The organism is Arthrobacter oryzae, from assembly GCF_031454875.1.
GTDB classification, from domain to species: domain Bacteria; phylum Actinomycetota; class Actinomycetes; order Actinomycetales; family Micrococcaceae; genus Arthrobacter; species Arthrobacter oryzae_D.
The window spans coordinates 303,936-326,587 of the sequence record NZ_JAVDRQ010000001.1 but is presented as its reverse complement, the minus strand read 5'-3'; the positions used below and the strand labels follow the sequence as shown (position 1 = coordinate 326,587).

Here is a 22,652-nt window from a genome sequence, read left to right as displayed (position 1 = left end):
TTTCTCTTCTGTTGGTTGGGGCCACGGCCGGCACCGCACTTGCGAGCGGTGCCGCGCTGGCTGGTGCCGGCCGCGGAGTCTTACTTGAGGAGGTCCTGGATCTGCTTCTTGGCGTCCGCCAGGAGGGCTGCGGTGTCGCCGCCGGCCACGGCCTTCTGCAGGACGGGAATCAGCACGGTGTCCACGATCTGCTGCCACTTTTCGGTGGCGGGCCGGGTGGCCGTAGCGTCCCCGTTCAGGGTTTCGATGAGCGGCTTGAAGCTTTCGTAGCCGGCCTTGTCCTGGTACTTTTCGAAGGCCGAGATCCGGGAAGCAAGGCCCAGGCTGGATTCAATACCGAGGCTGTTGTTGTCGTAGGCGCACTTGATGAACTTTTTGGCGTTGTCCGTGTTCTTGGTTGCCTTGGGAACAGAGAGGTACCACGGTCCGGGGACGCCTGCCACCCCGGCGGAGCCGCCGATCATCGCCGCGGTGCCCACCTTGCCTGCGACCGGGGAGTCCGTGGGGATCTGCCGGTAGGCGTGGGCCCAGAAGCGGGTCATGGCGGTCTTGCCCTGGTTGAAGAGGTTCTGGGCGGCGGCCCAGTCCACCTGCGCGGCGCCCGGGGGAGCCGACTTTGTCATGCTGACGTAGAAGTCGAGGGCTTCCTTATGGGCGGCGTTGTCCACGACTACGTTGTTGTTTTCGTCCAGGACCATGGCGGATCCTGCCTGCAGGACGTGGGCGAGCCATTCGGTCTCCACGGCACCCTTGACGTCGGTGCCGTACATGCCGTCCTTGGTGAAGAACTCGGAAATGTCCTGGTACTGCTTCCAAGTGGTGGGCGCCGCCAGGTCGTAGCCGTACTTGGCTTTGAACTCGGCCTTGTTCTTGGCATCCTCGAAGAGGTCTTTGCGATAGAGGATGATCTCGGCGTTGGTCCACGCCGGCATGCCGATGAAGTGCCCGTCCACTTCGGCTTCCTTCACCAGGGCCGGGAAGATGTCCTTCTTGGCTTCGTCAGTGAACAGTTCATCAATGGGCTGGACGGCGTCCTTGAAGCTGGGGATCCAGACGGAGTCCAGGGCAGCGACGTCGAAGGAGACGGTGCCGGAGGAGAACTCGCTGGAGAGCCTGTTGAACAGGCCGTCGTACGGGAGCTCGACGAAGTTGACGTTGAGTCCGGTGTCCTTCTTGCATTGTTCGGCAACGCCGGCCAGCTCGGCGTGGCCGCCGGCTTCAACCAGGACGTTCACGGTGCTACCGGAGCTACCCGACGACGCCGGGCCGCCAGCGCCGCAGCCCGTGGCCACAAGGGCGACTGCGGTGCAAAGGCCGCCGATGGAGGCGAGCCTGGAGATGGTCTTTCGAGTGGACATCGCTGTCGACTTTCTCTCGGAACGGGATGGCAAGAATGTTTAGGGGTGGAGAATCGTTTTGCCAAAACGACTTGGCATCACTTTAGGGGTGCCGATTGGAGGGTGTCAAGCGTCACAACGCGAAATATTTTGGCCCTTGACGGACGGCCCGGTGCGGCCCTAGAGTCATCGGCGCAGGCAGACAAACCGTTTTGGCATATTTTGGCTGATTTGGCAAGTTTTGGCATTCGCCGTCTGCCTCCGCTTCCCGCCGGACGGCGCACCCTCCCGTCCGCCGGCAAACCGCTCTTAGCGTTCGGACCCCTTCCCAAACTGTCGTACGGCTCAGCCGGGGACCCCATTCAAAGGAGAACGTATGAAACCCATGCCGGACATCAGCCGCCGGAGCGTGCTGCGCGCCCTCACGGCGTCGGCAGCAGTGGCAGGCGCTGCCTTCACCTTGGCAGCGACCGGCAGTGCTGCAGCCGCAGCACCCGGTCAGGTGACAGAAACGGCCGAGGCAGGCGTACCGCCGTCGGGACACCGCCACCTGATCGGCGTCCTCTAGTCCCCACTGCCTCCCTGACCTCGCTGACGCTCGGCCAGGGAACCCGGGCAGCGTGGGCCCACCACTGCATTCCTGACCTCGCTGACGCTCGGCCAGGGAACCCGGGCAGCGTGGGCCCACCACCGAAAAGCACCAACGTTCAGTCCCCCAACGATGTGAGGAGAACCAGCTTTGACCACCGTCTATGACGTCACCACCTGGAGCGTGCCAGGGAACCCGTCCGCCACCCCGTACAACGACATCGGGCTCATCATCAACAGCATCATCGCGGACATCAAGAGCCAGCAGACCAGCCAGGCGTCCAAGCCCGGCGCCGTCATCTACATCCCCCCGGGAGACTACTCCCTCAAAACCCGCGTCAACGTGGACATCAGCTTCCTGACCATCCGCGGATCGGGCCACGGCTTCAACTCCCTGAGCATCCGCTACAACGCCGGCAGCACCTCAGGCTGGCACGAGATCAATCCCGGCGGCAGCCGCGTCCGGGTGGAAAACACCGACGGGAACACCGACGCCTTCCGGGTCTACCGCACCGGGGATCCACGGCTCAGCGCGGTGGTATTCGAAAACTTCTGCCTCGACGGAGTGTCCTTCGGGTCCAACGAGAACGACTACACCAATGGCAAAACGGGCATCCGCTTCGATTCTGCCAACGATTCCTGCCGCGTCGAAGGCATGGGAATGGTGTATCTCGAGCATGGCCTCGTGGTGAGGGATACGGACGCCCTGAGCGTCAGCGGCAACTTCCTGGCCGAATGCGGATCATGCGTGGAGCTGGCCGGATCGGGCCAGGCCTCGAAGGTCACGGACAACCTCATTGGGGCCGGCTTCGTGGGATTCTCGATCTTCGCCGAGGGACACATGGGCCTGCTGGTCACGGGCAACAACGTCTTCCCGAGGGGCAAGAGCAGCGTGCACTTCAAGGACTGCATGCGTTCCTCCATCACGTCCAACCGTTTCCATGCGTTCTACCCCGGCATGGTGAATTTTGAAGGAAGCTGCACGGAAAACCTCGTGGGGGCCAATCACTTCCTGCGCCAGATGGAACCTTTCGATCCCCTCAAGCCCTACAACAACGGGCTGGACGATCTCTTCGGACTGGTGCACATCGCGGGAAGCAACAACACCGTCACGGGAAACCACTTCAGCTTCGACGTGGCCTCCGGGTCCGTCACCCCGTCGGGGCAGACGCCCACCATCATCCTGGTGGCTTCCGGAAACAACAACTACATCGCCACCAACAACACGGTGTCAGCCATCACCGTGCACACCGTTGTGCTGGACGCGTCAACTTCCGGGTCGAAGGTGCTGGACAGCGGCGATAGCAACCAGGTGGTGCGGTACGCCTCCAACTACGCGTTCAGGCCCACGCCCTAACCGCACGGCATGAATACGGACGACGGCGGACGCCGCCCCAAGGGTGGGTCCGCCGTCGTACTGCAACGCAAGCCTTAGACGAAAGGTCTGTCAAAGATGACAAGTCGCATCAAAGCCTTCATGTCGATCGGGGCGGCGGTGGCGCTCAGCGCCGCCTCATTCACCGTTGCCGCCAGTACCGCCCAGGCCATCGACCCGGACCCGGCCACCCAGCAATACCGGCCGTACGTGCACTACACGCCGGAAGCGAACTGGATGAACGACCCCAACGGGCTCGTCTACCACAACGGGAAATACCACATGTATTACCAGTACAACCCCAACGGGACACGCTGGGGGGACATGAGCTGGGGCCATGCTTCCTCCACCGACCTGATCCACTGGGAGGAACAGCCGCTCGCCATTCCGCGGGGTTTCAACGGATCCGGCCAGGTCATCGAGGAAATCTTCTCCGGGTCCGTAGTAGTGGACACCCAGAACACCAGCGGACTGGGGACTCTCCAAAATCCGCCACTGGTGGCCACCTACACGAGCAATTACACTGCCGCCCATCCCACCCTCGCCGGCAAACAAGCGCAGTCACTGGCGTTCAGCACAGACGACGGGCAGACCTGGACGAAGTACGGCAACAACCCGGTCCTCAACAGGAACACGTCCAGCTTCCGCGACCCCAAGGTCTTCTGGTACGACAACCCGACCGGTCCGGACTACTGGGTGATGGCCGCCGTTGAAGCAGACGAGCACCGGGTCCTCTTCTACAAGAGCAACGACCTGTTGCAATGGAACTATCTGGACGACTTCGGTCCGGCAAATGCGACGGGCGGGCAGTGGGAATGCCCGGACCTTTTCCCCCTTGCCGTCGACGGAGACCCTAATAACGTCAAGTGGGTCCTCGCCGTGAACATCAACCCCGGCGCCGTCGCGGGCGGCAGCGGCGGACAATACTTCGTCGGATCCTTCAACGGCACAACGTTCACCGCCGACAACATCGATCCCGCCGACCAGCTTCCAGCCGGGAACGTCCATGCCGGCTTCAACGGCGGCAACTACAGCGGCTGGAACGTCCAGAACGATCCGTCAAACAGTTCCGGCCCCTGGGGAAGCGCCCCCGCCCCCGGAAGTCTTTCAGGACAAATGGCGGTCACCGGCAACATTGGAGGCGGGCTGGTGAACGGCTTCCACGGCGGCGACAACCCGGTTGGCACCATGGAATCAGCACCTTTCACGCTGGACAAGGACTACCTCAACTTCCTTGCCGGCGGCGGAAAGCACCCGCAGGAACCCGGCAAGCAGTCGGGAAACCAGGCCCCTCCGGGCTATCTGCTGTTCGACGGCTTCGACTACCCCGGGACGCTCACCCAAGCCGGCTGGCAGCTCGCCGGCGACTTTCAGGCGGCAGTCAACCCCTCGGCGTCGGGCGGTGAATTCGCCATCGGAAAACGGATCAACACCTTCGAAGGCGGGCCGTATCAGGACAACAATGTGGGCACCATAACGTCCCCGGAGTTCTACCTCACCAATACCAATATCGGTTTCCTTCTTGGCGGTGGCCACCGCCCTGACGGTCAGCTCCAGGTCGAACTGCTGGTGGGCGGCGTGCCGGTACGTACCGCAACCGGCACGAATTCCGGCGACCTGAACTGGCAGAACTGGGACGTTGCCCAGTACTTCGGCCAGATCGCGCGCATCCGGGTTGTGGACAACGCAACGGGGCCATGGGGCCATCTGACGCTTGACCACATGGTGCTGGGGTCGGAGCAGGCGAAGCCCCGGAGCAACGAAACCACGGTGAACCTGGTGGTGAACGGCCAGACCGTCCGGACCGCCACCGGCAACGACTCCGAACACCTGGAGTGGAAAGCCTGGGACGTCAGCGCCTACAAGGGCAGTCAGGCCACCATCAGGATCGTGGACAACAACCGCGGCGGCTGGGGACACCTCCTGGCGGATGAGTTTGTTTCCTCGGACGCCTCCCACCTCGAGCAGCACGACTGGCTGGACTGGGGCAGGGACTACTACGCCACGGTGTCCTTCAACAATGCTCCCGGCGGCAAGCGCATCATGGTGGGCTGGATGAACAACTGGGACTACGGCCAGGACACCCCAACCACCACCTGGCGCGGAACGATGGCCTTGCCGCGTGAAGTCGTACTGACCCAGACGTCCATGGGCCCGCGGCTGCGGCAGCAGGTGGTGTCCCAGGCCGATGGGTTGAAGAACACGGCAGCCACGTACACGGCGCCGGCCCAGGACATCGTGCCGGGAACCACCACGCTTCCGGTCGCAGGGGACGTGGTACAGATCGATGCCGAGTTCTCCCCCGGCACGGCGTCGTCGTTTGGCCTGAAGGTCCTTGGCAACGGAACCGAAGCCACCCGGATCGGCTACGCTCCGTCCACGAAACGGCTCTCCATCGACAGGACCAGCTCCGGCAACGAGGGGTTTCATCCAGCCTTCAGTTCAGTAGAGGACCCGCGGGTCGAGTTGATCAATGGCCGGCTCCGCCTGCGCCTGTACGTCGACCGTGCATCCGTGGAGCTCTTCGCCCAGGACGGCCTGACGACTATCACGGACCAGGTCTTTCCGGACGCTGGCGCGACCAACATTTCGCTCTTCTCCGAAGGCGGAACTGCCCGGCTCGAAAGCATGACGGTGACTCCCCTGAACCGGGCCATGTGGGGAGGCTGACCGCGGCCCGTGTGAGCCGCACGTAGAATCAGCAACAACATAAGGACGTGGGAGACGCATGAGCAAGTCAGTGGGAATCAAGGACGTAGCAGCCGCGGCCGGCGTGTCCGTCACCACCGTCTCCCACGTCCTTAACCATGTTGCCTACGCGCGGGTGGGGGCTGAAACCCGGGAACGGGTCCACGAGGCTGCCCGCCGGCTCGGGTACGGCCCGAACCGGCTGGCGCAGGCGCTGCGGACCCAGCGCTCCGGGATGATCGGGTTCATCAGCGAGGAAATCGCCACTACTCCGCACGCCGGCAGGATCATCCTGGGCTCGGAAGAAACCGCCAAGCGCCGCGGCTACAACATCATGATCATCAACTCCACCAGCACCGGATCGGCGGATTCAAGGGAGAACGATGTTGCCGCATTGCTGGACCGCCAGGTCGACGGCATCCTGTACGCCACGATGTACCACCGCCGGTTCAGCGTGCCGAAAAGCCTGGCCGGGCTTCCGTCCGTTCTGGTCGATTCCGAAGACGTGGGCCACACCGTCCCGTCGGTGATCCCTGATGAGGAGGGCGGGGCGCGGGCGGCGGTCCAGACCCTGATCGACGCCGGGCACACCAGGATCGGGATGATCAACAACACCGATGACGTCCCCGCCACGCACTCCCGGCTCAGGGCCTTCAAGGAGACCCTCGCGGATGCCGGCCTGGAGTTCCACCCCCGACTGGTCCAGTCCGAGCACTCCGAAGTTCCCGGTGGCTACCAGGCGGCACTGCGCCTGCTGCAGTCGGAGGACCGACCAACGGCCGTGTTCTGCTATAACGACCGCATGGCCATGGGCCTGTACCGGGCTGCCGGCGAACTTGGCATCAGGATTCCGGACGAGCTCTCGGTGGTTGGCTTCGACAACCAGGAACTCATTGCCGAGAACCTCCATCCGGCCCTCACCACCGTGGCATTGCCGCACTACGAAATGGGCGTCTGGGCCACTGAAAACCTGATTAACGCCATTGAAGGCAAGTCTGATCTGGGGCCCTTCGCAGCCCACCCCACCGTCTTGGAATGCCCCCTGGTGGTGCGGGATTCGGTGGCGGCACCATGCTCAATACGGGGAGTCACTCCTTAGGCATAACGATCCACAACGCGATGTAAACCAATTCACCCACGCCGAACAGTCCGAACAGCACAAAGCCGATGCGGACGAGGGCTTTTGAAATACCAAACCTGGCTGCGAGGCCGGCGCAGACGCCGGCGATCATCTTGCCATTCCTGGGCCGAACCAAAGCTGCAGTCATGCGGCCACAGTACGCCGGCCCCGGGGGCGGGTCCAGAGCCCGGCGCCGTTCATCCCGCCGTCAGTCCTGGTGCAGCTGCACGAAATTCCCGCAACCGTCGTCCAGCACCGCCGAGATGCCCGTGGGGTCTTCGGTCGGTTCCGCCTGGAAGATAACGCCCAAGGCAGTAAGACGCTTGTACTCGGCCCGGACATCGGGGACGCCGAACACGACCGCCGGCATCCCGGCGTCGTGGAGGCCATTCATGTAATTGGCACCAAGCGGATTGTCGCTGGGTTCCAGCAGCAGCCCCACGGACGCGGAACTGCCCCCGTCGGAGCCGGGGTCCTTCACGATGTACAGGTTGTATTCGGGCATGACCATGAGGGTCTCGAAACCCAGGGTCTCCGTATAGAACTGGTGGGCCGCGGCCGGGTCCTTGACGTGAATGCTGCACATTTTCAGTCGCATGCTGCCTAGGCTACCCGGGCGCCCGCCGTGCCGGAACGGCTACGGTCCGCAAGAGACCGGCGGCAGGACCCGTCCGGAGATCTGCCCATTGACGGCCGCGCCCTCCGGGATTCCAATGGAATTAGCGGAACCCAGCCACTCCGGTCAGGTTCCGTTGGAGGTGGAGCGGTGTCTGTCATCACGGAATCGGTCCCCATGGGGCCCCTGCAGCTGGCCGTCTGTGCCGTCGTGGTGGTGTGCGGCGTGGCCGGTGCGGTCTTTTCGGCGCGGTACCATGCCAGGCGCGACGCGGGGCAGCTGGACGCCGTCTTCTGGGACGCCTTCGCCGGGCTGGTCATAGTGTTCCCTGCTGTCCTCATCCCGTCGCTCGCGTCACCATGGCTTGGCTTGGCAACGGGTTCCCTCGCCGCGTTCACGGCCGTGGCATCGTTCGTGTGGAGTCCCCGGGTGCTGACCTGGCAGGAAACACGGCTGGACCGGGCAGCCACCCACCAGGACCTCGAGGCGGCGGCCGCGCGGCACCGGACGGTGCTTGCCCGATGGCGACGTTACGAGCTCGATCCCGCCTTCTGCATCGACTTCCCCGACATGACCGACGTGCGCAGACCCGAAACGGCCGCCCTCATCAAAGCCATGAAAGAGGCCGAACGCCTCCGCGCCGCCGAGGCCGCGGGGTACCTTCCCGCCGTCGCCCGGCTGGAACATGCCCTGGGCCGGGCGGAAGCCGCAGCCGGGGTCCCTTCACCCTGAGTCGCCTCGCCCAGGGAGGACATTCGCCGCCCCGGACGTTAACCGGTGTGTCGGTGACATTGGGACGGCCTGAGCCGGCGGCGGTAGCATCCCATAATGGAGCCTTTAGTCACGGACACACGAGACCAGCACGGCAGGTTGCGATCGGACCGGGGAGTCTGGCGGCAGGCCATCACGCTCGCGGCGGCCGGAGAACTCACCGCCCGGTGGCTTGAATCCCGGAGCGAATACCAGCCCGGCACCTTTGCACCCAGCTTCGACGACGAGACCCGGCCCATCGCCGCAGACCTTGCGGCGATCAACAGGAGCGGGCTCTTTACGAAGGAATCCCAGCCCGGCGTGCGTTCAGACGACGGCCATGCCCAGCGCCAGTACGTCACCGGTTTCTGCAACGGTGAGGTGGCGGCTGAACTCATGGCCCTGTCCACCCGGTCCGAGCTCATCACCATCGGCCACGCCCCCGGTGAAACGAGCGCGGCGGCGATACCGGTTACGTTCGACGGCGCCGAGGTGGTGACGGTGCTCGGGTCCAGTGAAAACCCCGTGGACGACGACCAGCTCCGCGACTGGTCGGACGAAACCAACGAAACGCTGGCCCTGGTCCTGGCCGATTCCTGGTACGTGGAGGTCCTGGACCCGCTGTGGGGACGGAACGACGTGCTGCTGCCGGAGGTTATATCAGCACTCCGGCAACAGCAGTAAGGACTACAGGTCCACCGTTCCGCTTTCACCGACGCTCATGCGGCTGTGCGTGACTTTGGACTTCATCCACTGAAGCACCGTTGCTGCCCTGCCGCCGGGGCTGGTCCAGTACTCCGCCGAGTCCGAGTCGACCCGCAGCAGGACCACCTCCGGCGTGTCCGGTCCGTCCGGGAACCATGCTTCAACCACTTGGTTCCACATGTCGTGGATTTTCTGCCTGTCCGTGACCACTTCCGCCGTACCGGCCACCGATACCCATTCGGTATTCTTGCCGAAGGACACGTTCACCCGCGGATCGGCGCGGACGTGCGCCACCTGGGAAGTTTCCGATGACGTGAAGAACCACATATCGCCGTCGTCCATTACTTCCTGGACCGCAAGCGGCCGGCTGACGAGGGCGCCTTCTTCGTTGATGGTGGTCAGCATCCCGATGTGCGAATCGTTGATGATTTCCGTGACTTTGCTGATGTTCTCAGTGTCAGACATGCTATTCACCCCGTTCTGGTCCAAGCTGGGGAACGTCCCCACCCGGCCCAGCCTATTAGTAAGCGTACTTAGTTTCAACGGAGGCTTGATTTGGCCGCCGCACCCAAGCCAAGGAGAACCATGACCACCCCGCACACCACTCCCAAATCAGACCGACCCGATTGGCTGATTCCGGTCATCGTGACCGTCGTGACCGGCCTGCTCGCCATTGTCCTGGTCGCAATGAACGGCCTCTACTGGATGGGAGCGGCCATTGCCGCGCTGGAAGCGATCAGCATCACGATGATGATCAAGTCTTCCAAGGTGCGCGCCGCCCGAAACAGCGGCGCCTCGGATCCCGCCCGGCCTTAGATCCCGCGCGCCAGGACCTGCCCCTTGAAGAACTCCGGACGGAGCCTGGACATCACCAGCATGAGCACAACGCCCAGCAGGATCACTCCCATGCCGAGGATGAACACCAGCCCCACGCCGCCCACGGAGGACCCGGAACCGTAGGCGGGGTCCATGGAGTCGTAGGCCGTCTTGACGAACATGACCAGCAGGATGACCCCGCCCAGCAGGGGCGCCAGGAACGTGAAAAGGAAGGCGCGGACTCCGCTGAAGGCCTGGGCGCGGAAGAACCAGACACAGGCCAGGGCCGTGATGCCGTAGTAGAAGCAGATCATCATGCCCAACGCGGTAATGGTGTCCCACAGCGCGTTCTCGGACGTGGTGCGGGTGATCACGTAGAAGGCGGCGGCTGCCGCCGCGGCGGCCACTGTGGCATAGCTCGGTGACTTGTAGCGCGGGCTGACCTTGCCGAACTTCGGCGGCAGCGCCTTGTAATGACCCATGGCCAGCAGGGTCCGGGCCGGCGACACGAACGTTGACTGCAGCGACGCGGCCGAGCTGCTGAGGATGGCCAGTGACATGAGGATGGCGAACGGGCCCATGACCGGGCCGGCGAGCACGGCGAAGATGCTGGACTGGTTTTCCGGATTTCCCGCGCCCAGCCCCTCCTCGCCGATTCCAGCGAAGGACAGGGTGGCCAAGGCCACCGTCATATAGATGACCACGATCACCAGGACCGTGGCGGTCGCAGCCCGGCCCGGCGTTTTTTCCGGGTTCCGGGTCTCCTCATTCATGGTCAGCGTGACGTCCCAGCCCCAGTAGATGAAGATCGACAGCGACACGCCGGCGGCAAATGAGGAGAAGGAGTCCACGGCGAAGGGATTGAACCAGTCCGGTGAAATGGCCGTGGCATCGAAGGCCGAGCCGTTGGCGACATGACTGAACGCCGCCACTGCGAACCAGCCGAGCACCAGGAGCTGGAACGCCACCAGCACATACTGCACGCCCTTGGTGGCTTCCATGCCCCGGTAGGAAACCCAGCAGGCCAGCGCAATGAACACCAGGGTGGTGGCGATATTGAGGGGCAGGTTCTTGCTCAGCTCGCCCAGTTCAGGGTTGCCGAAGAGCTGCGCCAGCATGAGATAGAAGAAATCCACCGCAACGGCAGCCAGGTTGGACAGCACAATGATGGTGGCGGCGATCAGGCCCCAGCCGCCCATCCAGCCGATCCACGGCCCAAAGGCGCGGGTTGCCCACGTGAAGGAGGTTCCGGCGTCGGGCATTGCGTTGTTGAGCTCGCGGTAGCCCAGCGCAACGAGCAGCATGGGGATGAAGCCCACCAGGAAGATCGCCGGCAGGTGCACGCCCACCTCGGAAACGGTGGGCCCGAGGGCCGCGGTGAGGGTGTATGCCGGGGCAATGCAGGACACCCCGATGACGACGGCGCCGACCAGCCCCACCGATCCGGCCTTCAGTCCCTTTTCGCTCAGGGTTTTGTGTGCAGCCTTGCCCGGCTGGGTGGCGGTTGACATGGGGGTTGCCTCTCAGGAGGATTCATTCGACGTTGAATGGCAGGGCGCCCGGTTCCGGCGGCAGGCACCGCCGGAACCCGTTCCCTAGGCCGGGGCGGTGACCCTGGCGACGGCGGCTACGCGAGCGGCGGTCTGCTGACCCATCCGGATGGCTCCGTCGACGTGCTGGTACCCCTCGGCCGCGAGGTCGGAGGAGCTCCAGTAAATGGGGCCGACGGGCTGGTGCTGGTCCTTGCCGTAGCGGTGGAGGCCGCCCAGGTCGTAGCTGGAGGCATAGGCGCCGCGCGTCCATTCCTCGGAGCCCCAGTCGGATTCGTAGTACACCTCGGGCTCGAGGGCTTTCTCACCCAGGAAGGCCGCGATGGATTCGAGGATGGCGCGGCGGCGGTCTTCGGCACTGAGCTCAAAGACGGCGTCGGCCTTCTCGTCGGAGATAAAGCCCACCAGGGTGCCGCGGGAATCGCCGTGGTTGGTGTTGTCGTAGACCTCCTGCACCAGCGAGCCGGCACTAAAACAGGTCCCGGACAGCCCGTCTTCGCGCCAGAACGGCGTCTTGTAGACGGCGTGCACCTTGATGACCAGGCCCAGGGACTGGTGCTGGTGCATCTGGTGCTGGCGGCGCGGCAGCGGCGGGTTGAAGGAGACGCGCGAATACAGGTTCGGCGGTACGGCCATGATCACGTAGCGGGCGTTGACAGTCGCCCGTTCCGACACGACGGTGACGCGTGGGCCGCCGTCGTGCTCTTCCGTCCAGTTGATGGTGCGCACCGGGCTGTCCAGCACGACGTCGTCACCCAGTTCCCGTGCCTGCAGCAGCGAGACCTGTTGCATTCCGCCCACCACACGCTTGTCCAGAATGAAGTCTTCATCGGTCAGGTGCGTGAACGATCCCGCGGAAGCCGCCATCAGGACGGCCTGCAGCGCGGAGAATGCGTGCGCGGGCTTGGTCAGCATGCCGCCGGCAATGAACAGGCCGATGTTGTTGCATGCCTCTTCATCCGGGGAGTTCTGGCGGAGCCAGTGGTGGAAGGAAATGGTGTCCAGCTCGCGCGCCTTGGGGTGGGCCCAGGGCTCCGTGGGGCCGATTTCCGCCGCCAGCCCGTCCAGCAGGCCAATCAGCTTGTCCATTTCGGCCGCGGTGGTCTCACTGACCGGGAAGGAGCCCCCGGTGTAGCGGGTCTTCCTCCCGTCGGTGCCCACGTAGATGGACTCACCGTCACGGTAGCGGGAGTAGGTCTCCAAGCCGAGTTCGTCCAGGAGTTCCAGGAGTACCGTCTGGTCCGGCGACACCCACTGGCCGCCGATTTCCAGCATGGCGCCGTCAACGGTGTCGGTCCAGGTGCGGCCGCCCACGCGGTCCCGTGCTTCCAGCACGGCGACGCTGAGGCCCGCCTTCTTCAGTTCGCGGGCTGCCGTGAGGCCCGAGGGGCCGGCTCCTACGACAACGACGTCGCGGTCAAGTTCCAGCATGATGTCCTCTCTGTGGCCGCCGGAGTGATGCGAACCACTAAATGAATGCCATTCATTTATGAAACTATAGCGGTTCACCCGACGTACCGGAAGGGGTCGATGGAATAATGCTGGGGACCCCGCCAGCAGAAAGGCCGACGATGCCGGCAGCCGCACGCCCAGCCACGGACTCCCGCCACTCCGAAATCCCCGCGAAGCGCCGCGCGGGAAGGCCGTCCTCGGCAGTGCTGGACCAGGCGGTTATTACGTCTGCCGCGCTGGAGCTGATCGGCAAGAGCGGCTACGACGGCCTCACGATGGCCGCACTGGCACGCTCCCTGCACGTGGCGCCGTCGGCCCTTTACAACCACGTGACGTCCAAACGGGACGTCCTGGTCCTGGTGGAGGACCACCTCGCATCGCTGGTGGATGTGTCCGCCTTCGGTGCGGAACCGTGGGACGAGGCCGTGCGGCAGTGGGCATGGAGCTACCGGGACGTTTTTTCCCAGCACACTCCGCTGATCCCGGTCATCGCCGTCCTGCCGGTTACGGACGCACCCCAGACCCTGGCCATGTACGAGACCGTCAGCGAGGGACTGCGCCAGGCCGGGTTCCCGCAGGAGCGCATCGTCTCCTCGATCGTGGCTTTGGAGTCGTTCATCTTCGGTTCGGCCTACGATGTGACAGCGCCTGCAGACATCTTCGATCCGGGCAGCATGGCGGAATCCACGCCCAGTTTCACCGCAGCAGTGCGCAGCCTCGCCGATCAGGGCTACGAAAAGCCCGCCGATGTCGCCTTCAGCCTGGGCCTGGAAGCGCTGATCTCCGGGCTGGGGGCCTTGCGGGCGTAGGCGGGCCTGTTGTAGTACGTACGGGAAGGGGCGGCCGCCTACCTGTGAAGGTCGCGTGCCGCCCCTTGAATGCGGGCTGCCTGCCGGACGGGCCGCTTGCCGGCCGGCCGCGGTGTTGAGCGGCGCCCGGCCATGGATCCGCGTTAGAAGTTGGCCCCGTCTGCTTTGACTGCAAGGACCGGACGGTCAGCCTGCATCAGGATGCGCTGGGCGTGGCTGCCCAGGATGAACTTGCCCACCTGCGACCGATGGCGCAGGCCGATGACGATCAGGGACGCATTCGCCTCGCGGGCAACTTCCAGGAATTCATCCGCCAGGTCATGCTGATAGGGCGGCTGAATGACGGTTGCTTTCACGCCGGCATCCGCGGCGCGGCGGGCTGCCTGCTCCAGCAGATCCTCGGGGGCCACGGACTTGTCCACCAGCGCGCCTTCCCTGGCGGAGTTCACAATGAGGAGGTCCTCATTCCTGAGGCGTGCTTCGGCGATGCCGGCCACAAGCGCGGCCTCCCCTGCGGGTGTGGGGACGAATCCGACGATGATGCTCATACCTTCTCCTTGATCTCGGCCCTGGCGGCTGACGTGGCAGCGGGGGACTTGCGCTTTGCGATGGTGCTTCGGATGATCGGCAGTACTGCCACGAGGACAAAAACGGCCAGCAGCGTCGCCGAGATTGGCCGGCCAAAGAAGCCCAGCGGATCGCCGCCGAAGACCAGCAGTGAACGGCGCATGGAGCTTTCCAGCAGTTCACCCAGGACAAAGGCCAGCACCAGCGGACCCGGCTCAAAGCCGAACTTCTTCATCAGGTAGCCGATGATGCCGAACACGACCACCAGCGTCACGTCGAACATGCTGTTGTTGATGGTGTACGCACCCAGGAGGGTGATGAGAGCCGTCACCGGTGCCAGTATCGCGGCGCGGACGCGGAGGATCTTCACGAAGATGCCCACCAGCGGAAGGCTCATGATCAGCAGCAGGATGTTGCCGATGTACATGGAGTTCACCACGCCCCAGAACAGCTCCGGGTTCTGCTCCACCAGCTGCGGCCCGGGAGTAACGCCCTGGATGAGCAGCGCTCCGAACATCAGCGCCATGGTTGCGTTGGCCGGGATACCGAGCGTCAGCAGGGGGATAAAGGACGAGGTTGCGGCCGCATTGTTGGCCGTTTCCGGGCCTGCGACGCCTTCCGGGGCTCCCTTGCCGAAGCGCTCAGGATGCTTGGCGCGCTTTTTCTCCATGGCGTAGGAGGCCATCGACGCAATGGTAGCGCCGCCACCCGGGAGGATGCCGAGGAAGAAGCCCAGGACGGAGCCGCGCCCGATCGCACCGGATGCCTGCTTCAGGTCCTGGCGTGAAGGCCAGACGTTTGCCACCTTTGACGGCGCCTTCGCGGCCCGGTGGCGTTCCTCCAGGTTGTAGAGGATTTCACCCAGCCCGAAGATGCCCATTGCAATCGGCACGAAGTCGATGCCGTCGGCGAGCTGGAGGCTGCCGAACGTGAAGCGGCTTTCGCCGGTGAAGATATCCCGGCCCACCGTGGCGAGCAGCAGTCCAAGCGCCGCGGCGATGAGGGCCTTGGTTTTGGAGCCGCTGCTGATGGTGGCCACCAGGAGGATGCCCAGCATCGCCAGGGCGGTGTACTCCGGCGGCCCGAAATCCAGCGCGAAGCTGGCGACGACGGGCGCCAGGAACGTCAGCCCGATGATGGCTGCGGTGCCGCCGATAAATGATCCGATGGACGCAAGGCCCAGTGCCGTGCCCGCCCTGCCCTGTTTGGCCATCTGGTAGCCGTCGAAGACAGTGACAACCGAGGACGCTTCACCGGGAAGCCGGAGGAGCACGGAGGTGATGGTGCCGCCGTACTGCGCGCCGTAGAAAATACCGGCCAGCATGATGATGGCCGTCACCGGCTCGACGTTGTAGGTAAGCGGAAGAAGGATTGCGATGGTTGCCGCGGGCCCCAGTCCGGGCAGGACGCCGATCAGCATGCCGATGACGACGCCGATCAGGCAGTAGAGGAGGTTGGTCGGCTCCAGGACAACCGCAAATCCGTTGATGACGGGATTCAGAAAATCCACGGGGGTCTCCTAGAAGAGATGGGGAATGGAAGTGTGGAGCGCCAGGACGAAGATGCCGTAGAAGGCGATGACGACGACGGCACTGACCAGGAGGGTGGAGCGCCAGGTTTCTCCACCGAGGAAACGCATCCAGATGACGCACAGCACCAGGGCCGGCAGTTCAAAACCGATGAGCGGCATGAGGGCGACCATTGCCGCCAGCGTCACGAGTCCGGTGAGCGGGGCGGTGGACATGCGGGTGAACTTTTCCGCATCCCGGTTGTGCCGGCCAAGGACGAGCTGGAACAGGCCGAGCGCCACCATCACGCAGCTGATGATGAACGGCCAGAGGCCAGGCTGCGGGCTCGCCGGGGTGCCAAGGCCCATGGCCACGGACAGGACGACGGCGCCGACCCCCACTCCGAGAACCACCAGTGAGGACGCCACGTTGGCGAGGGCACCGGCAGCGGGGGGCTTTTCCTCTTCCCATTGCGCTGCAAGCTGTTCCGGCGTCAGGTCATCAAGGACGTCGCCTGGAGCGTCGTCGAGCGGGCTGCGGGCGTCCCCGCCGGAGGAAGCGCTCTCGCGGCTTCCTCCGGCGGGCACTGCGGGAGTTCCTTTCACAGGAATCACTTATTTCCGCTCAGGCTGATGTCGTACTTCTCCACCAGTTCCTTGTACTTTGCTGCGTATCCCTTCCATTCGGTGACCACTTCCTCACCGGAAATCTCTTTGGGCGTCAGCATGTTCTTCTTGTTGAACTCCTTGTAGGCATCCGACTTGAAGGTCTCCTTGAAGGCCGCGAGCAGCTTGTCCTTCACGTTCTGGAGCGTGCCCTTGGGGGCGGCGACTGCCCGGTACTGCGCTACCGGAACGTCATAGCCGGCTTCCTTGGCAGTGGGGGTGTCCGGCAGGAAGCTGTTGCGCTCTTCGGAGAAGACCAGGAGCGGAGCCACCTTTCCTGCCTGGATCTGCGGCATCGCTTCACCGAGCTGGATGGTGGCGAGCTCCACCTGATTGCCCAGGACTGCCGTGAGGGCAGGCTTGCCGCTGTCAAAGGGAATGTCGGTGCCGGTGACTTCAGCCTGTTTGAAGAGCACAGTCTGGGCCAGCTGGCTTCCGGTGCCAACACCGGTGGTGCCGAAGGTGACGTTGCGGCCGGCGTCGGTCACATCCTTGAAGCTCTTGAAACCGGACTGCGGGCTGGCCACCAGGACGTAGTCGTCCTGCGACAGGCCCGCAATGATGTCCAGGTCGTCGATGTTGACGGCTTCATCAGCGGAAACCGCCAACGGTGTGATGGTGATCAGCGAGGCGGTCAGCAGAACCAGCTCCTGGCCATCGGCGGGCTTGCCGGCTACTTCCTTGGTGGCGAGGGCGCCATTGGCACCGGGCTTGTTCACCACGGGCATCGGCTGGCCAAGGCTCTTGGAAGCACCTTCGGCGATGGCGCGGGCAATCAGGTCGGTGCTGCCGCCGGCCGCCTGGCCAACTGTGAGGTTGACGGGCCCGCTGGGGTAGTTGGCTGATTCGCTTTTTCCTCCGGCGACGTTGCCGCAGGCGGTCATGGCCAGCAGAGTGATCGCTGATGCTGCGCCGAGCACGGTGCGGCGGGTGGGGAAGTACTTCATTGGAACTCCTCATAATGACTCCGGGGTGGCCCGGGAGAATGTTGTGAACCGAATCACTTCGCGTTCGCTAGGACGAGTTTAGGGACGCGCTATGATGCATGTCTAAGCCCATATGAGCATCAGGTGATACCCGAAAGGCATCATGTTTACGTTTGACCAACTGGCGGGCTTCATCGCCGTTGCCGAGGAGCTGCACTTCGGCAGGGCGGCGGAACGCCTCAACATGACGCAGCCGCCCCTGAGCCGCCAGATCCAGAAGCTTGAAAAAAGCATCGGAACGGAACTGCTTGAGCGGGACAACCGAAAGGTCCAGCTGACGGCGGCAGGGCGGGCCTTCCTGGACGAGGCCCGCCGGCTGATGGCTCTGGCTGACCGGGCGCCGGTCACGGCGCGGCGCATCGCCACCGGCCGCTCGGGACTCCTGCGGATCGGCTTCACGGCTGCCAGCGGCTTCAGCATTCTGGGGCCGCTGCTGGAGGAGATCGCCGAGATCGTCCCGGACGTCGACATCGATCTGCAGGAGCTCGTCACCGGTGAGCAGATCCAGGGCCTGCTGACCGGAGGGCTCGACCTGGGCCTCGCCCGGCCTCCGTTTGACCGGGACATCTTCGATTCCCACCTTCTTTACCGCGAAGCAATGGTGCTCGCCGTGCCGTCGGACCACAGACTCGCGGAGCTTTCCCGTCCCATCGCGGACTCGGACCTGAAGGACGAACCGCTCATCATGCATTCGCCCACCAAGGCGACCTACTTCTACGACCTCGTGGTCAGGATGTTCCCCATCCAGCACTCAAACGTGATCCACACCGTAAGCCAGATCCTGACCATGGTCTCCTTGGTCGCAGCCCGGCGCGGCGTAGCGTTCGTCCCGCACTCGGCAACACTGCTGGCAATCAAGGGGGTGGAGTTCCTGCCCCTTGCCGGCATGGAAAGCGAACAGCCCGTGGAGCTCCACGCGATCTGGAACCGCAAGATTGAAAACCCCGCCCTGCGGCGGCTTCTCCAAGACCTGGAGTTCCGAACGGAGTAGCGCTCTGCCCGGCAGGCACCACGATGCATCTTTGGCATCAATGCATACACAAATACACTTAGACAGGCATAACGTCCTCTGCCTAACCTGAACAGGAACCCACAACACCAGCCGCCCCTCAAGGCGCTCACACGGAGGACGACATCGTGGCAAAGTACACCCCCCAGGAACTGGCAAACACCCTTAAGGACGGCCTGCTGTCGTTCCCCGTGACGTCGTTCGACGCCCAGTTGCAGTTCGACGAGGAGAACTACCGCAAGCATCTGGCCTGGCAGGCAAGCTTCCCGGTGGCAGGCCTCTTCGCCGCGGGCGGCACCGGCGAGGGCTTCTCGCTCACCCCCACCGAATCGGCCCGCGTGGTCCGCGCCGCCGTCGAGGAAGTCGGCAGCACCGTTCCCGTCCTGGCCTCGGCGGGCGGCTCCACCGCCCAGGCCATTGAAAACGCCCAGGCCGCCGAAGCAGCCGGCGCCGACGGCATCCTGCTCCTGCCGCCGTACCTGACCGAAGCGGATCAGGGCGGCCTGGTTGACCACGTCAGCGCGGTCTGCAGGTCAACTTCGCTCGGCGTCATCATCTACAACCGCGCCAACGCCATCTACAAGGACACCACCGTGGCCACGCTGGCCGACCGCCACAAGAACCTGATCGGCTTCAAGGACGGTGTGGGCGACCTCGAACACGACGCCCGCGTTTACGCGAAGCTCGGCGACCGCCTGTTCTACCTCGGCGGCCTGCCAACGGCGGAAACCTTCGCCCTCCCGCTGCTGCAGCTGGGCATGAGCACTTACTCCAGCGCCATGTACAACTTCGTCCCCCAGTTCGCCCTCGACTTCTACCGGGACGTGCGCAACCAGGACCGCGTCGCCGTCAACAGGAAGCTCAACGACTTCGTCATCCCGTACCTGGACATTCGCGACCGGGTCAAGGGCTACTCTGTTTCCATCGTCAAGGGCGGCCTGGACGCCATCGGCCGTTCGGCCGGCGGAGTCCGCCCGCCGCTGCAGAACCTCGCACCGCAGGACCTGGCGGACCTCAAAGCGCTCATCGCCACCGTCTCCTGATCAACGTCTCTCCTAAGGAGTCAGCACCATGACACTCACCGGACATTCCCTGATCGCCGGGCAGCCCGTCGTAGGCGCAGGCAAGACCGCCTTTGGCTTCAACCCTGCGAGCAACGAACAGCTTGAACCTGCCTACTCCCTGATCACCGAAGAGCAGCTCAAGGCAGCCACCGGCGCGGCTGCAGAGGCGTATGCCTCCTTCAGCACCCTCGACCCCGAGACGCACGCCGGCTTCCTGGATGCCATCGCGGACAACATTGAAGCCATCGGCGAGGAGCTGATCATCCGGGCAGGCCAGGAGACCGGTCTGCCGGCCGCCCGGTTGCAGGGCGAACGCGCCCGCACCACCGGCCAGCTCCGCCTGTTCGCCTCCGTGGTCCGCCAGGGCGACTTCCGCGGCGTCCGCATCGACCCGGCACTGCCCGAGCGCACCCCGCTGCCCCGCGCCGACATCCGCCAGCGCCAGATCCCGCTCGGCCCCGTCGCCGTGTTCGGTGCCAGCAACTTCCCGCTGGCCTTCTCGACGGCGGGAGGAGACACCGCCTCGGCCCTCGCCGCCGGCTGCCCCGTAATTTTCAAGGCCCACAACGCCCACCCCGGCACGGGCGAGCTCGTCGGTCAGGCCGTGGTCAAGGCCGTGCGCGACTCGGGGCTCCACCCCGGGGTCTTCTCGCTGATCTATGGCCCCGGTGCCAGCATCGGCCAGGCCCTCGTGGCCGATCCGGCCATCAAGGCCGTAGGCTTCACCGGTTCCCGGGCAGCCGGCATCGCCCTGATGCGCACCGCCGCCGCCCGCCCCGAGCCCATCCCGGTCTATGCGGAAATGTCCTCGCTCAACCCTGTCTTCGTCTTCCCCGGCGCCCTGAACGGCTCCGCCGAACAAATCGATGCACTGGCCCAGCAGTACGTCACCGCCGTCACCGGCAGCTCAGGCCAGCTCTGCACCTCTCCCGGCCTGCTGTTCGCCCCGGCCGGTGAGGCAGGCGACAAACTCGCTGCCGCCGTCGGACGCGCCGTATCCGCGTGTGCCGGCCAGACCATGCTGACCGAAGGCATCGCCGGCTCGTGGAACGCCGGCACCGAGGCACTGGGCAGCGCAGCCGGCGTCGACGTCGTCGGCCGCGGAACCGAAGGTGCTACGAAAAATGCGCCGGCTCCCACGATTTTCGGAACCCAGGTCAGAGACTTCGTCTCCAACCACGTGCTGCACGAAGAGATCTTCGGCGCCGCCAGCCTGGTGATCCGCTACACCACTACCGATGAACTGATCGACGCCATCAACCGGCTTGAGGGTCAGCTCACCGCTTCCCTGCAGCTCACCGCAGAGGACTACCCGACCGCGGCCCGTCTGATCCCCGCACTCGAGCAGAAGGTGGGGCGGATCATCGTCAACGGCTGGCCCACCGGCGTCGAAGTGGGCCACGCCATGGTCCACGGCGGCCCCTTCCCCGCAACCTCCGACACCAAGACCACCTCGGTGGGAACACTGGCGATCAACCGCTTCCTGCGGCCCGTCGCGTACCAGAACCTGCCCCAAGAGCTGCTTCCGGCACCGCTGCAGGACGACAACCCCTGGCACCTCAACCGGCGGATCGATGGAACGGTTGAAGCCGCAGCCGAGGCCAAGGATGAGGTCAACGCATGAGCACCCAGCCCACGATCGCCAAGGTTGAGGTAGTTCCCGTCGCGGGCTACGACAGCATGCTGATGAACCTCAGCGGCGCGCACGGACCCTTCTTCACGCGCAATGTGGTGATCATTACCGACTCGGAAGGCCGCTCCGGCCTCGGCGAGGTCCCCGGCGGCGAGAAGATCCGCACCACCATCGAGGAGGCCGGGGCATTCATCTCCGGCAAGCCGGTGGCCCGCTACCGTTCCCTGCTGCGCGAGATCGCGGCCGAGTTCGCGGACCGCGACGCCGGCGGCCGCGGACTGCAGACCTTCGACCTCCGGACCACCGTCCACGCCGTCACCGCCGTCGAATCGGCTCTGCTGGACCTCCACGGCCAGTTCCTCGGCGTCCCCGTCGCGGAACTGCTCGGCGACGGGCAGCAGCGCACCTCGGTGCCGATGCTTGGTTACCTCTTCTTCATCGGCGACCGCCGCCGGACCGATCTGCCGTACCTCGTGGAGGACGCCCCGGCAGACCGCTGGGAACGGCTGCGCCGGCAGGAGGCCATGACCCCCGCAGCGGTGGTTGCGCTGGCCGAAGCCGCGCAGGAACGCTACGGCTTCAGTGACTTCAAGCTCAAGGGCGGCGTCCTGTCCGGCGACGACGAAGTCGATGTAGTCACCGCCCTGGCCAAGCGTTTCCCCGATGCCCGGGTCACGCTGGACCCGAACGGCGGCTGGCTCCTCGAGGAAGCCATCCGCCTCGGCAAGCGGATGCAGGGCGTTGTTGCCTATGCCGAGGACCCGTGCGGTGCGGAAGGCCGCTTCTCCGGGCGCGAGGTCATGGCGGAATTCCGCCGTGCCACCGGGCTGAAGACTGCCACCAACATGATCGCCACGGACTGGCGGGAAATGTCCCATGCCATCCGCAGCAACGCTGTGGACATTCCGCTGGCGGATCCGCACTTCTGGACCATGCACGGCTCCGTCCGGGTGGCGCAGCTCTGCCATGAATTCGGCCTCACCTGGGGCTCGCACTCGAACAACCACTTCGATATCTCGCTGGCCATGTTCACGCACACCGGCGCAGCAGCCCCCGGCGAGATCACCGCTTTGGACACGCACTGGATCTGGCAGGACGGCCAGGGGGTCACCAAGGAACCGCTGCAGATCAAGGACGGTGCCATCGAGGTTCCTGCAGCTCCCGGGCTGGGCATCGAACTGGACCGCGATGCCCTGGACAAGGCGCACCAGCTGTACCTGGAGCACGGACTGGATGCCCGCGACGACAGCATTGGCATGCAGTACTACATCGACGGCTGGGCGTTCGATCCGAAGCGCCCCTGCCTGGTGCGCTAGGAGTTACTGGCGACGGGTCCCCGGATTCGCGCCGGACCCGGCAGACGCCGGACTCAGTTTCCGCACGGCCGGCCCTCCCTTCGCAACGGGGAGGCGGC

At 64.7% G+C, this 22,652-nt stretch carries 22 protein-coding genes; 12 read left to right on the top strand and 10 right to left on the bottom strand.

The features are described 5' to 3' along the window. Positions 1-80: 80 nt before the first annotated feature. The gene (locus J2805_RS01495; RefSeq protein WP_309968068.1) at positions 81-1,358 is read right to left on the bottom strand and encodes an ABC transporter substrate-binding protein; all 1,278 of its coding nucleotides are present in this window, start codon (positions 1,356-1,358) and stop codon (positions 81-83) included. A gap of 355 nt (positions 1,359-1,713) precedes the next feature. Between J2805_RS01495 and J2805_RS01490 the strand changes: the two genes are divergently transcribed. From J2805_RS01490 to J2805_RS01475, 4 genes are all read left to right on the top strand, one after another. Further along, positions 1,714-1,905, top strand: coding sequence for a hypothetical protein (locus tag J2805_RS01490; RefSeq protein ID WP_309968066.1), 192 nt, complete (start codon positions 1,714-1,716; stop codon positions 1,903-1,905). Between the two features lie 171 nt (positions 1,906-2,076). After that, positions 2,077-3,282 (top strand): NosD domain-containing protein, encoded by a 1,206-nt coding sequence (locus J2805_RS01485; RefSeq protein ID WP_309968063.1) that lies wholly within the window; start codon positions 2,077-2,079, stop codon positions 3,280-3,282. Between the two features lie 96 nt (positions 3,283-3,378). Then, positions 3,379-5,970 (top strand): GH32 C-terminal domain-containing protein, encoded by a 2,592-nt coding sequence (locus tag J2805_RS01480; RefSeq protein ID WP_309968061.1) that lies wholly within the window; start codon positions 3,379-3,381, stop codon positions 5,968-5,970. A gap of 58 nt (positions 5,971-6,028) precedes the next feature. Then, positions 6,029-7,087, top strand: a complete 1,059-nt coding sequence (locus tag J2805_RS01475; RefSeq protein WP_309968058.1) for a LacI family DNA-binding transcriptional regulator — start codon at positions 6,029-6,031, stop codon at positions 7,085-7,087. Here the strand turns inward: J2805_RS01475 and J2805_RS01470 are convergent. Beyond that, positions 7,077-7,256, bottom strand: coding sequence for a PspC domain-containing protein (locus J2805_RS01470; protein ID WP_214952027.1), 180 nt, complete (start codon positions 7,254-7,256; stop codon positions 7,077-7,079). The two genes, J2805_RS01475 and J2805_RS01470, sit on opposite strands and share 11 nt — an antisense overlap. A gap of 60 nt (positions 7,257-7,316) precedes the next feature. Next, positions 7,317-7,706 (bottom strand): VOC family protein, encoded by a 390-nt coding sequence (locus J2805_RS01465; protein WP_309968055.1) that lies wholly within the window; start codon positions 7,704-7,706, stop codon positions 7,317-7,319. A 168-nt stretch (positions 7,707-7,874) separates the two neighbouring features. On the opposite strand from J2805_RS01465, the gene J2805_RS01460 reads away from it, so the two are divergent. Together J2805_RS01460 and J2805_RS01455 are read left to right on the top strand one after the other, a co-directional pair. Further along, positions 7,875-8,456 carry a hypothetical protein gene (locus J2805_RS01460; protein WP_309968052.1) on the top strand — a complete coding sequence of 194 codons (582 nt, stop codon included), beginning with the start codon at positions 7,875-7,877 and terminating at the stop codon, positions 8,454-8,456. A 96-nt stretch (positions 8,457-8,552) separates the two neighbouring features. Further along, the gene (locus J2805_RS01455; RefSeq protein WP_309968050.1) at positions 8,553-9,158 is read left to right on the top strand and encodes a DUF6919 domain-containing protein; all 606 of its coding nucleotides are present in this window, start codon (positions 8,553-8,555) and stop codon (positions 9,156-9,158) included. A 3-nt stretch (positions 9,159-9,161) separates the two neighbouring features. Here J2805_RS01455 and J2805_RS01450 read toward each other — a convergent pair whose 3' ends face one another. Further along, the gene (locus tag J2805_RS01450; protein WP_309968047.1) at positions 9,162-9,644 is read right to left on the bottom strand and encodes a pyridoxamine 5'-phosphate oxidase family protein; all 483 of its coding nucleotides are present in this window, start codon (positions 9,642-9,644) and stop codon (positions 9,162-9,164) included. A gap of 120 nt (positions 9,645-9,764) precedes the next feature. Between J2805_RS01450 and J2805_RS01445 the strand changes: the two genes are divergently transcribed. After that, positions 9,765-9,995, top strand: a complete 231-nt coding sequence (locus tag J2805_RS01445) for a hypothetical protein (RefSeq protein WP_309968044.1) — start codon at positions 9,765-9,767, stop codon at positions 9,993-9,995. Here J2805_RS01445 and J2805_RS01440 read toward each other — a convergent pair. Both J2805_RS01440 and J2805_RS01435 read right to left on the bottom strand, forming a co-directional pair. Further along, positions 9,992-11,506, bottom strand: coding sequence for an APC family permease (locus J2805_RS01440; RefSeq protein WP_309968042.1), 1,515 nt, complete (start codon positions 11,504-11,506; stop codon positions 9,992-9,994). The two genes, J2805_RS01445 and J2805_RS01440, sit on opposite strands and share 4 nt — an antisense overlap. Positions 11,507-11,590: 84 nt before the next feature. Next, complete coding sequence (locus tag J2805_RS01435; protein ID WP_309968040.1) at positions 11,591-12,976, bottom strand: flavin monoamine oxidase family protein; 1,386 nt, start codon at positions 12,974-12,976, stop codon at positions 11,591-11,593. A 140-nt stretch (positions 12,977-13,116) separates the two neighbouring features. Here J2805_RS01435 and J2805_RS01430 point away from each other — a divergent pair, with 140 nt between their 5' ends. After that, the gene (locus tag J2805_RS01430) at positions 13,117-13,806 is read left to right on the top strand and encodes a TetR family transcriptional regulator (RefSeq protein ID WP_309968036.1); all 690 of its coding nucleotides are present in this window, start codon (positions 13,117-13,119) and stop codon (positions 13,804-13,806) included. Positions 13,807-13,949: 143 nt separating this feature from the next. Here the strand turns inward: J2805_RS01430 and J2805_RS01425 are convergent, their stop codons facing one another. From J2805_RS01425 to J2805_RS01410, 4 genes are read right to left on the bottom strand one after another with little or no spacing between them, the layout of a single operon-like run. After that, entirely contained in the window at positions 13,950-14,354 is a 405-nt protein-coding gene (locus J2805_RS01425; RefSeq protein WP_309968033.1) for a universal stress protein, read from the bottom strand. Further along, positions 14,351-15,883 carry a tripartite tricarboxylate transporter permease gene (locus tag J2805_RS01420; RefSeq protein WP_309968031.1) on the bottom strand — a complete coding sequence of 511 codons (1,533 nt, stop codon included), beginning with the start codon at positions 15,881-15,883 and terminating at the stop codon, positions 14,351-14,353. The genes J2805_RS01425 and J2805_RS01420 overlap by 4 nt, the downstream gene beginning before the upstream one ends. Before the next feature lie 9 nt (positions 15,884-15,892). Beyond that, positions 15,893-16,468 carry a tripartite tricarboxylate transporter TctB family protein gene (locus tag J2805_RS01415; protein ID WP_309968028.1) on the bottom strand — a complete coding sequence of 192 codons (576 nt, stop codon included), beginning with the start codon at positions 16,466-16,468 and terminating at the stop codon, positions 15,893-15,895. Positions 16,469-16,491: 23 nt separating this feature from the next. Further along, positions 16,492-17,493 carry a Bug family tripartite tricarboxylate transporter substrate binding protein gene (locus tag J2805_RS01410; protein WP_309968025.1) on the bottom strand — a complete coding sequence of 334 codons (1,002 nt, stop codon included), beginning with the start codon at positions 17,491-17,493 and terminating at the stop codon, positions 16,492-16,494. A 142-nt stretch (positions 17,494-17,635) separates the two neighbouring features. Between J2805_RS01410 and J2805_RS01405 the strand changes: the two genes are divergently transcribed. The 4 genes from J2805_RS01405 (at position 17,636) to J2805_RS01390 (ending at position 22,554) form a co-directional block, all read left to right on the top strand. Then, positions 17,636-18,523, top strand: coding sequence for a LysR family transcriptional regulator (locus tag J2805_RS01405; protein ID WP_309968022.1), 888 nt, complete (start codon positions 17,636-17,638; stop codon positions 18,521-18,523). A 146-nt stretch (positions 18,524-18,669) separates the two neighbouring features. Next, positions 18,670-19,584: a 5-dehydro-4-deoxyglucarate dehydratase gene (kdgD, locus tag J2805_RS01400; RefSeq protein ID WP_309968020.1), complete on the top strand. Its 915-nt coding sequence runs from the start codon at positions 18,670-18,672 to the stop codon at positions 19,582-19,584. A 28-nt stretch (positions 19,585-19,612) separates the two neighbouring features. Then, on the top strand, positions 19,613-21,229 hold the full coding sequence (locus tag J2805_RS01395) for an aldehyde dehydrogenase (NADP(+)) (protein WP_309968017.1): 1,617 nt from the start codon (positions 19,613-19,615) through the stop codon (positions 21,227-21,229). Further along, positions 21,226-22,554, top strand: a complete 1,329-nt coding sequence (locus J2805_RS01390) for an enolase C-terminal domain-like protein (protein WP_309968015.1) — start codon at positions 21,226-21,228, stop codon at positions 22,552-22,554. The genes J2805_RS01395 and J2805_RS01390 overlap by 4 nt, the downstream gene beginning before the upstream one ends. Positions 22,555-22,652 lie beyond the last annotated feature (98 nt).

Coding starts and splice junctions, on each gene's coding strand:
- J2805_RS01390 (WP_309968015.1), top strand. CDS start 21,226: ATGAGCACCCAGCCCACGATCGCCAAGGTTGAGGTAGTTCCCGTCGCG.
- J2805_RS01475 (WP_309968058.1), top strand. CDS start 6,029: ATGAGCAAGTCAGTGGGAATCAAGGACGTAGCAGCCGCGGCCGGCGTG.
- J2805_RS01495 (WP_309968068.1), bottom strand. CDS start 1,358: ATGTCCACTCGAAAGACCATCTCCAGGCTCGCCTCCATCGGCGGCCTT.
- J2805_RS01435 (WP_309968040.1), bottom strand. CDS start 12,976: ATGCTGGAACTTGACCGCGACGTCGTTGTCGTAGGAGCCGGCCCCTCG.
- J2805_RS01395 (WP_309968017.1), top strand. CDS start 19,613: ATGACACTCACCGGACATTCCCTGATCGCCGGGCAGCCCGTCGTAGGC.
- J2805_RS01425 (WP_309968033.1), bottom strand. CDS start 14,354: ATGAGCATCATCGTCGGATTCGTCCCCACACCCGCAGGGGAGGCCGCG.
- J2805_RS01465 (WP_309968055.1), bottom strand. CDS start 7,706: ATGCGACTGAAAATGTGCAGCATTCACGTCAAGGACCCGGCCGCGGCC.
- J2805_RS01440 (WP_309968042.1), bottom strand. CDS start 11,506: ATGTCAACCGCCACCCAGCCGGGCAAGGCTGCACACAAAACCCTGAGC.
- J2805_RS01450 (WP_309968047.1), bottom strand. CDS start 9,644: ATGTCTGACACTGAGAACATCAGCAAAGTCACGGAAATCATCAACGAT.
- J2805_RS01455 (WP_309968050.1), top strand. CDS start 8,553: ATGGAGCCTTTAGTCACGGACACACGAGACCAGCACGGCAGGTTGCGA.
- J2805_RS01490 (WP_309968066.1), top strand. CDS start 1,714: ATGAAACCCATGCCGGACATCAGCCGCCGGAGCGTGCTGCGCGCCCTC.
- J2805_RS01470 (WP_214952027.1), bottom strand. CDS start 7,256: ATGACTGCAGCTTTGGTTCGGCCCAGGAATGGCAAGATGATCGCCGGC.
- J2805_RS01445 (WP_309968044.1), top strand. CDS start 9,765: ATGACCACCCCGCACACCACTCCCAAATCAGACCGACCCGATTGGCTG.
- J2805_RS01430 (WP_309968036.1), top strand. CDS start 13,117: ATGCCGGCAGCCGCACGCCCAGCCACGGACTCCCGCCACTCCGAAATC.
- J2805_RS01410 (WP_309968025.1), bottom strand. CDS start 17,493: ATGAAGTACTTCCCCACCCGCCGCACCGTGCTCGGCGCAGCATCAGCG.
- J2805_RS01405 (WP_309968022.1), top strand. CDS start 17,636: ATGTTTACGTTTGACCAACTGGCGGGCTTCATCGCCGTTGCCGAGGAG.
- J2805_RS01480 (WP_309968061.1), top strand. CDS start 3,379: ATGACAAGTCGCATCAAAGCCTTCATGTCGATCGGGGCGGCGGTGGCG.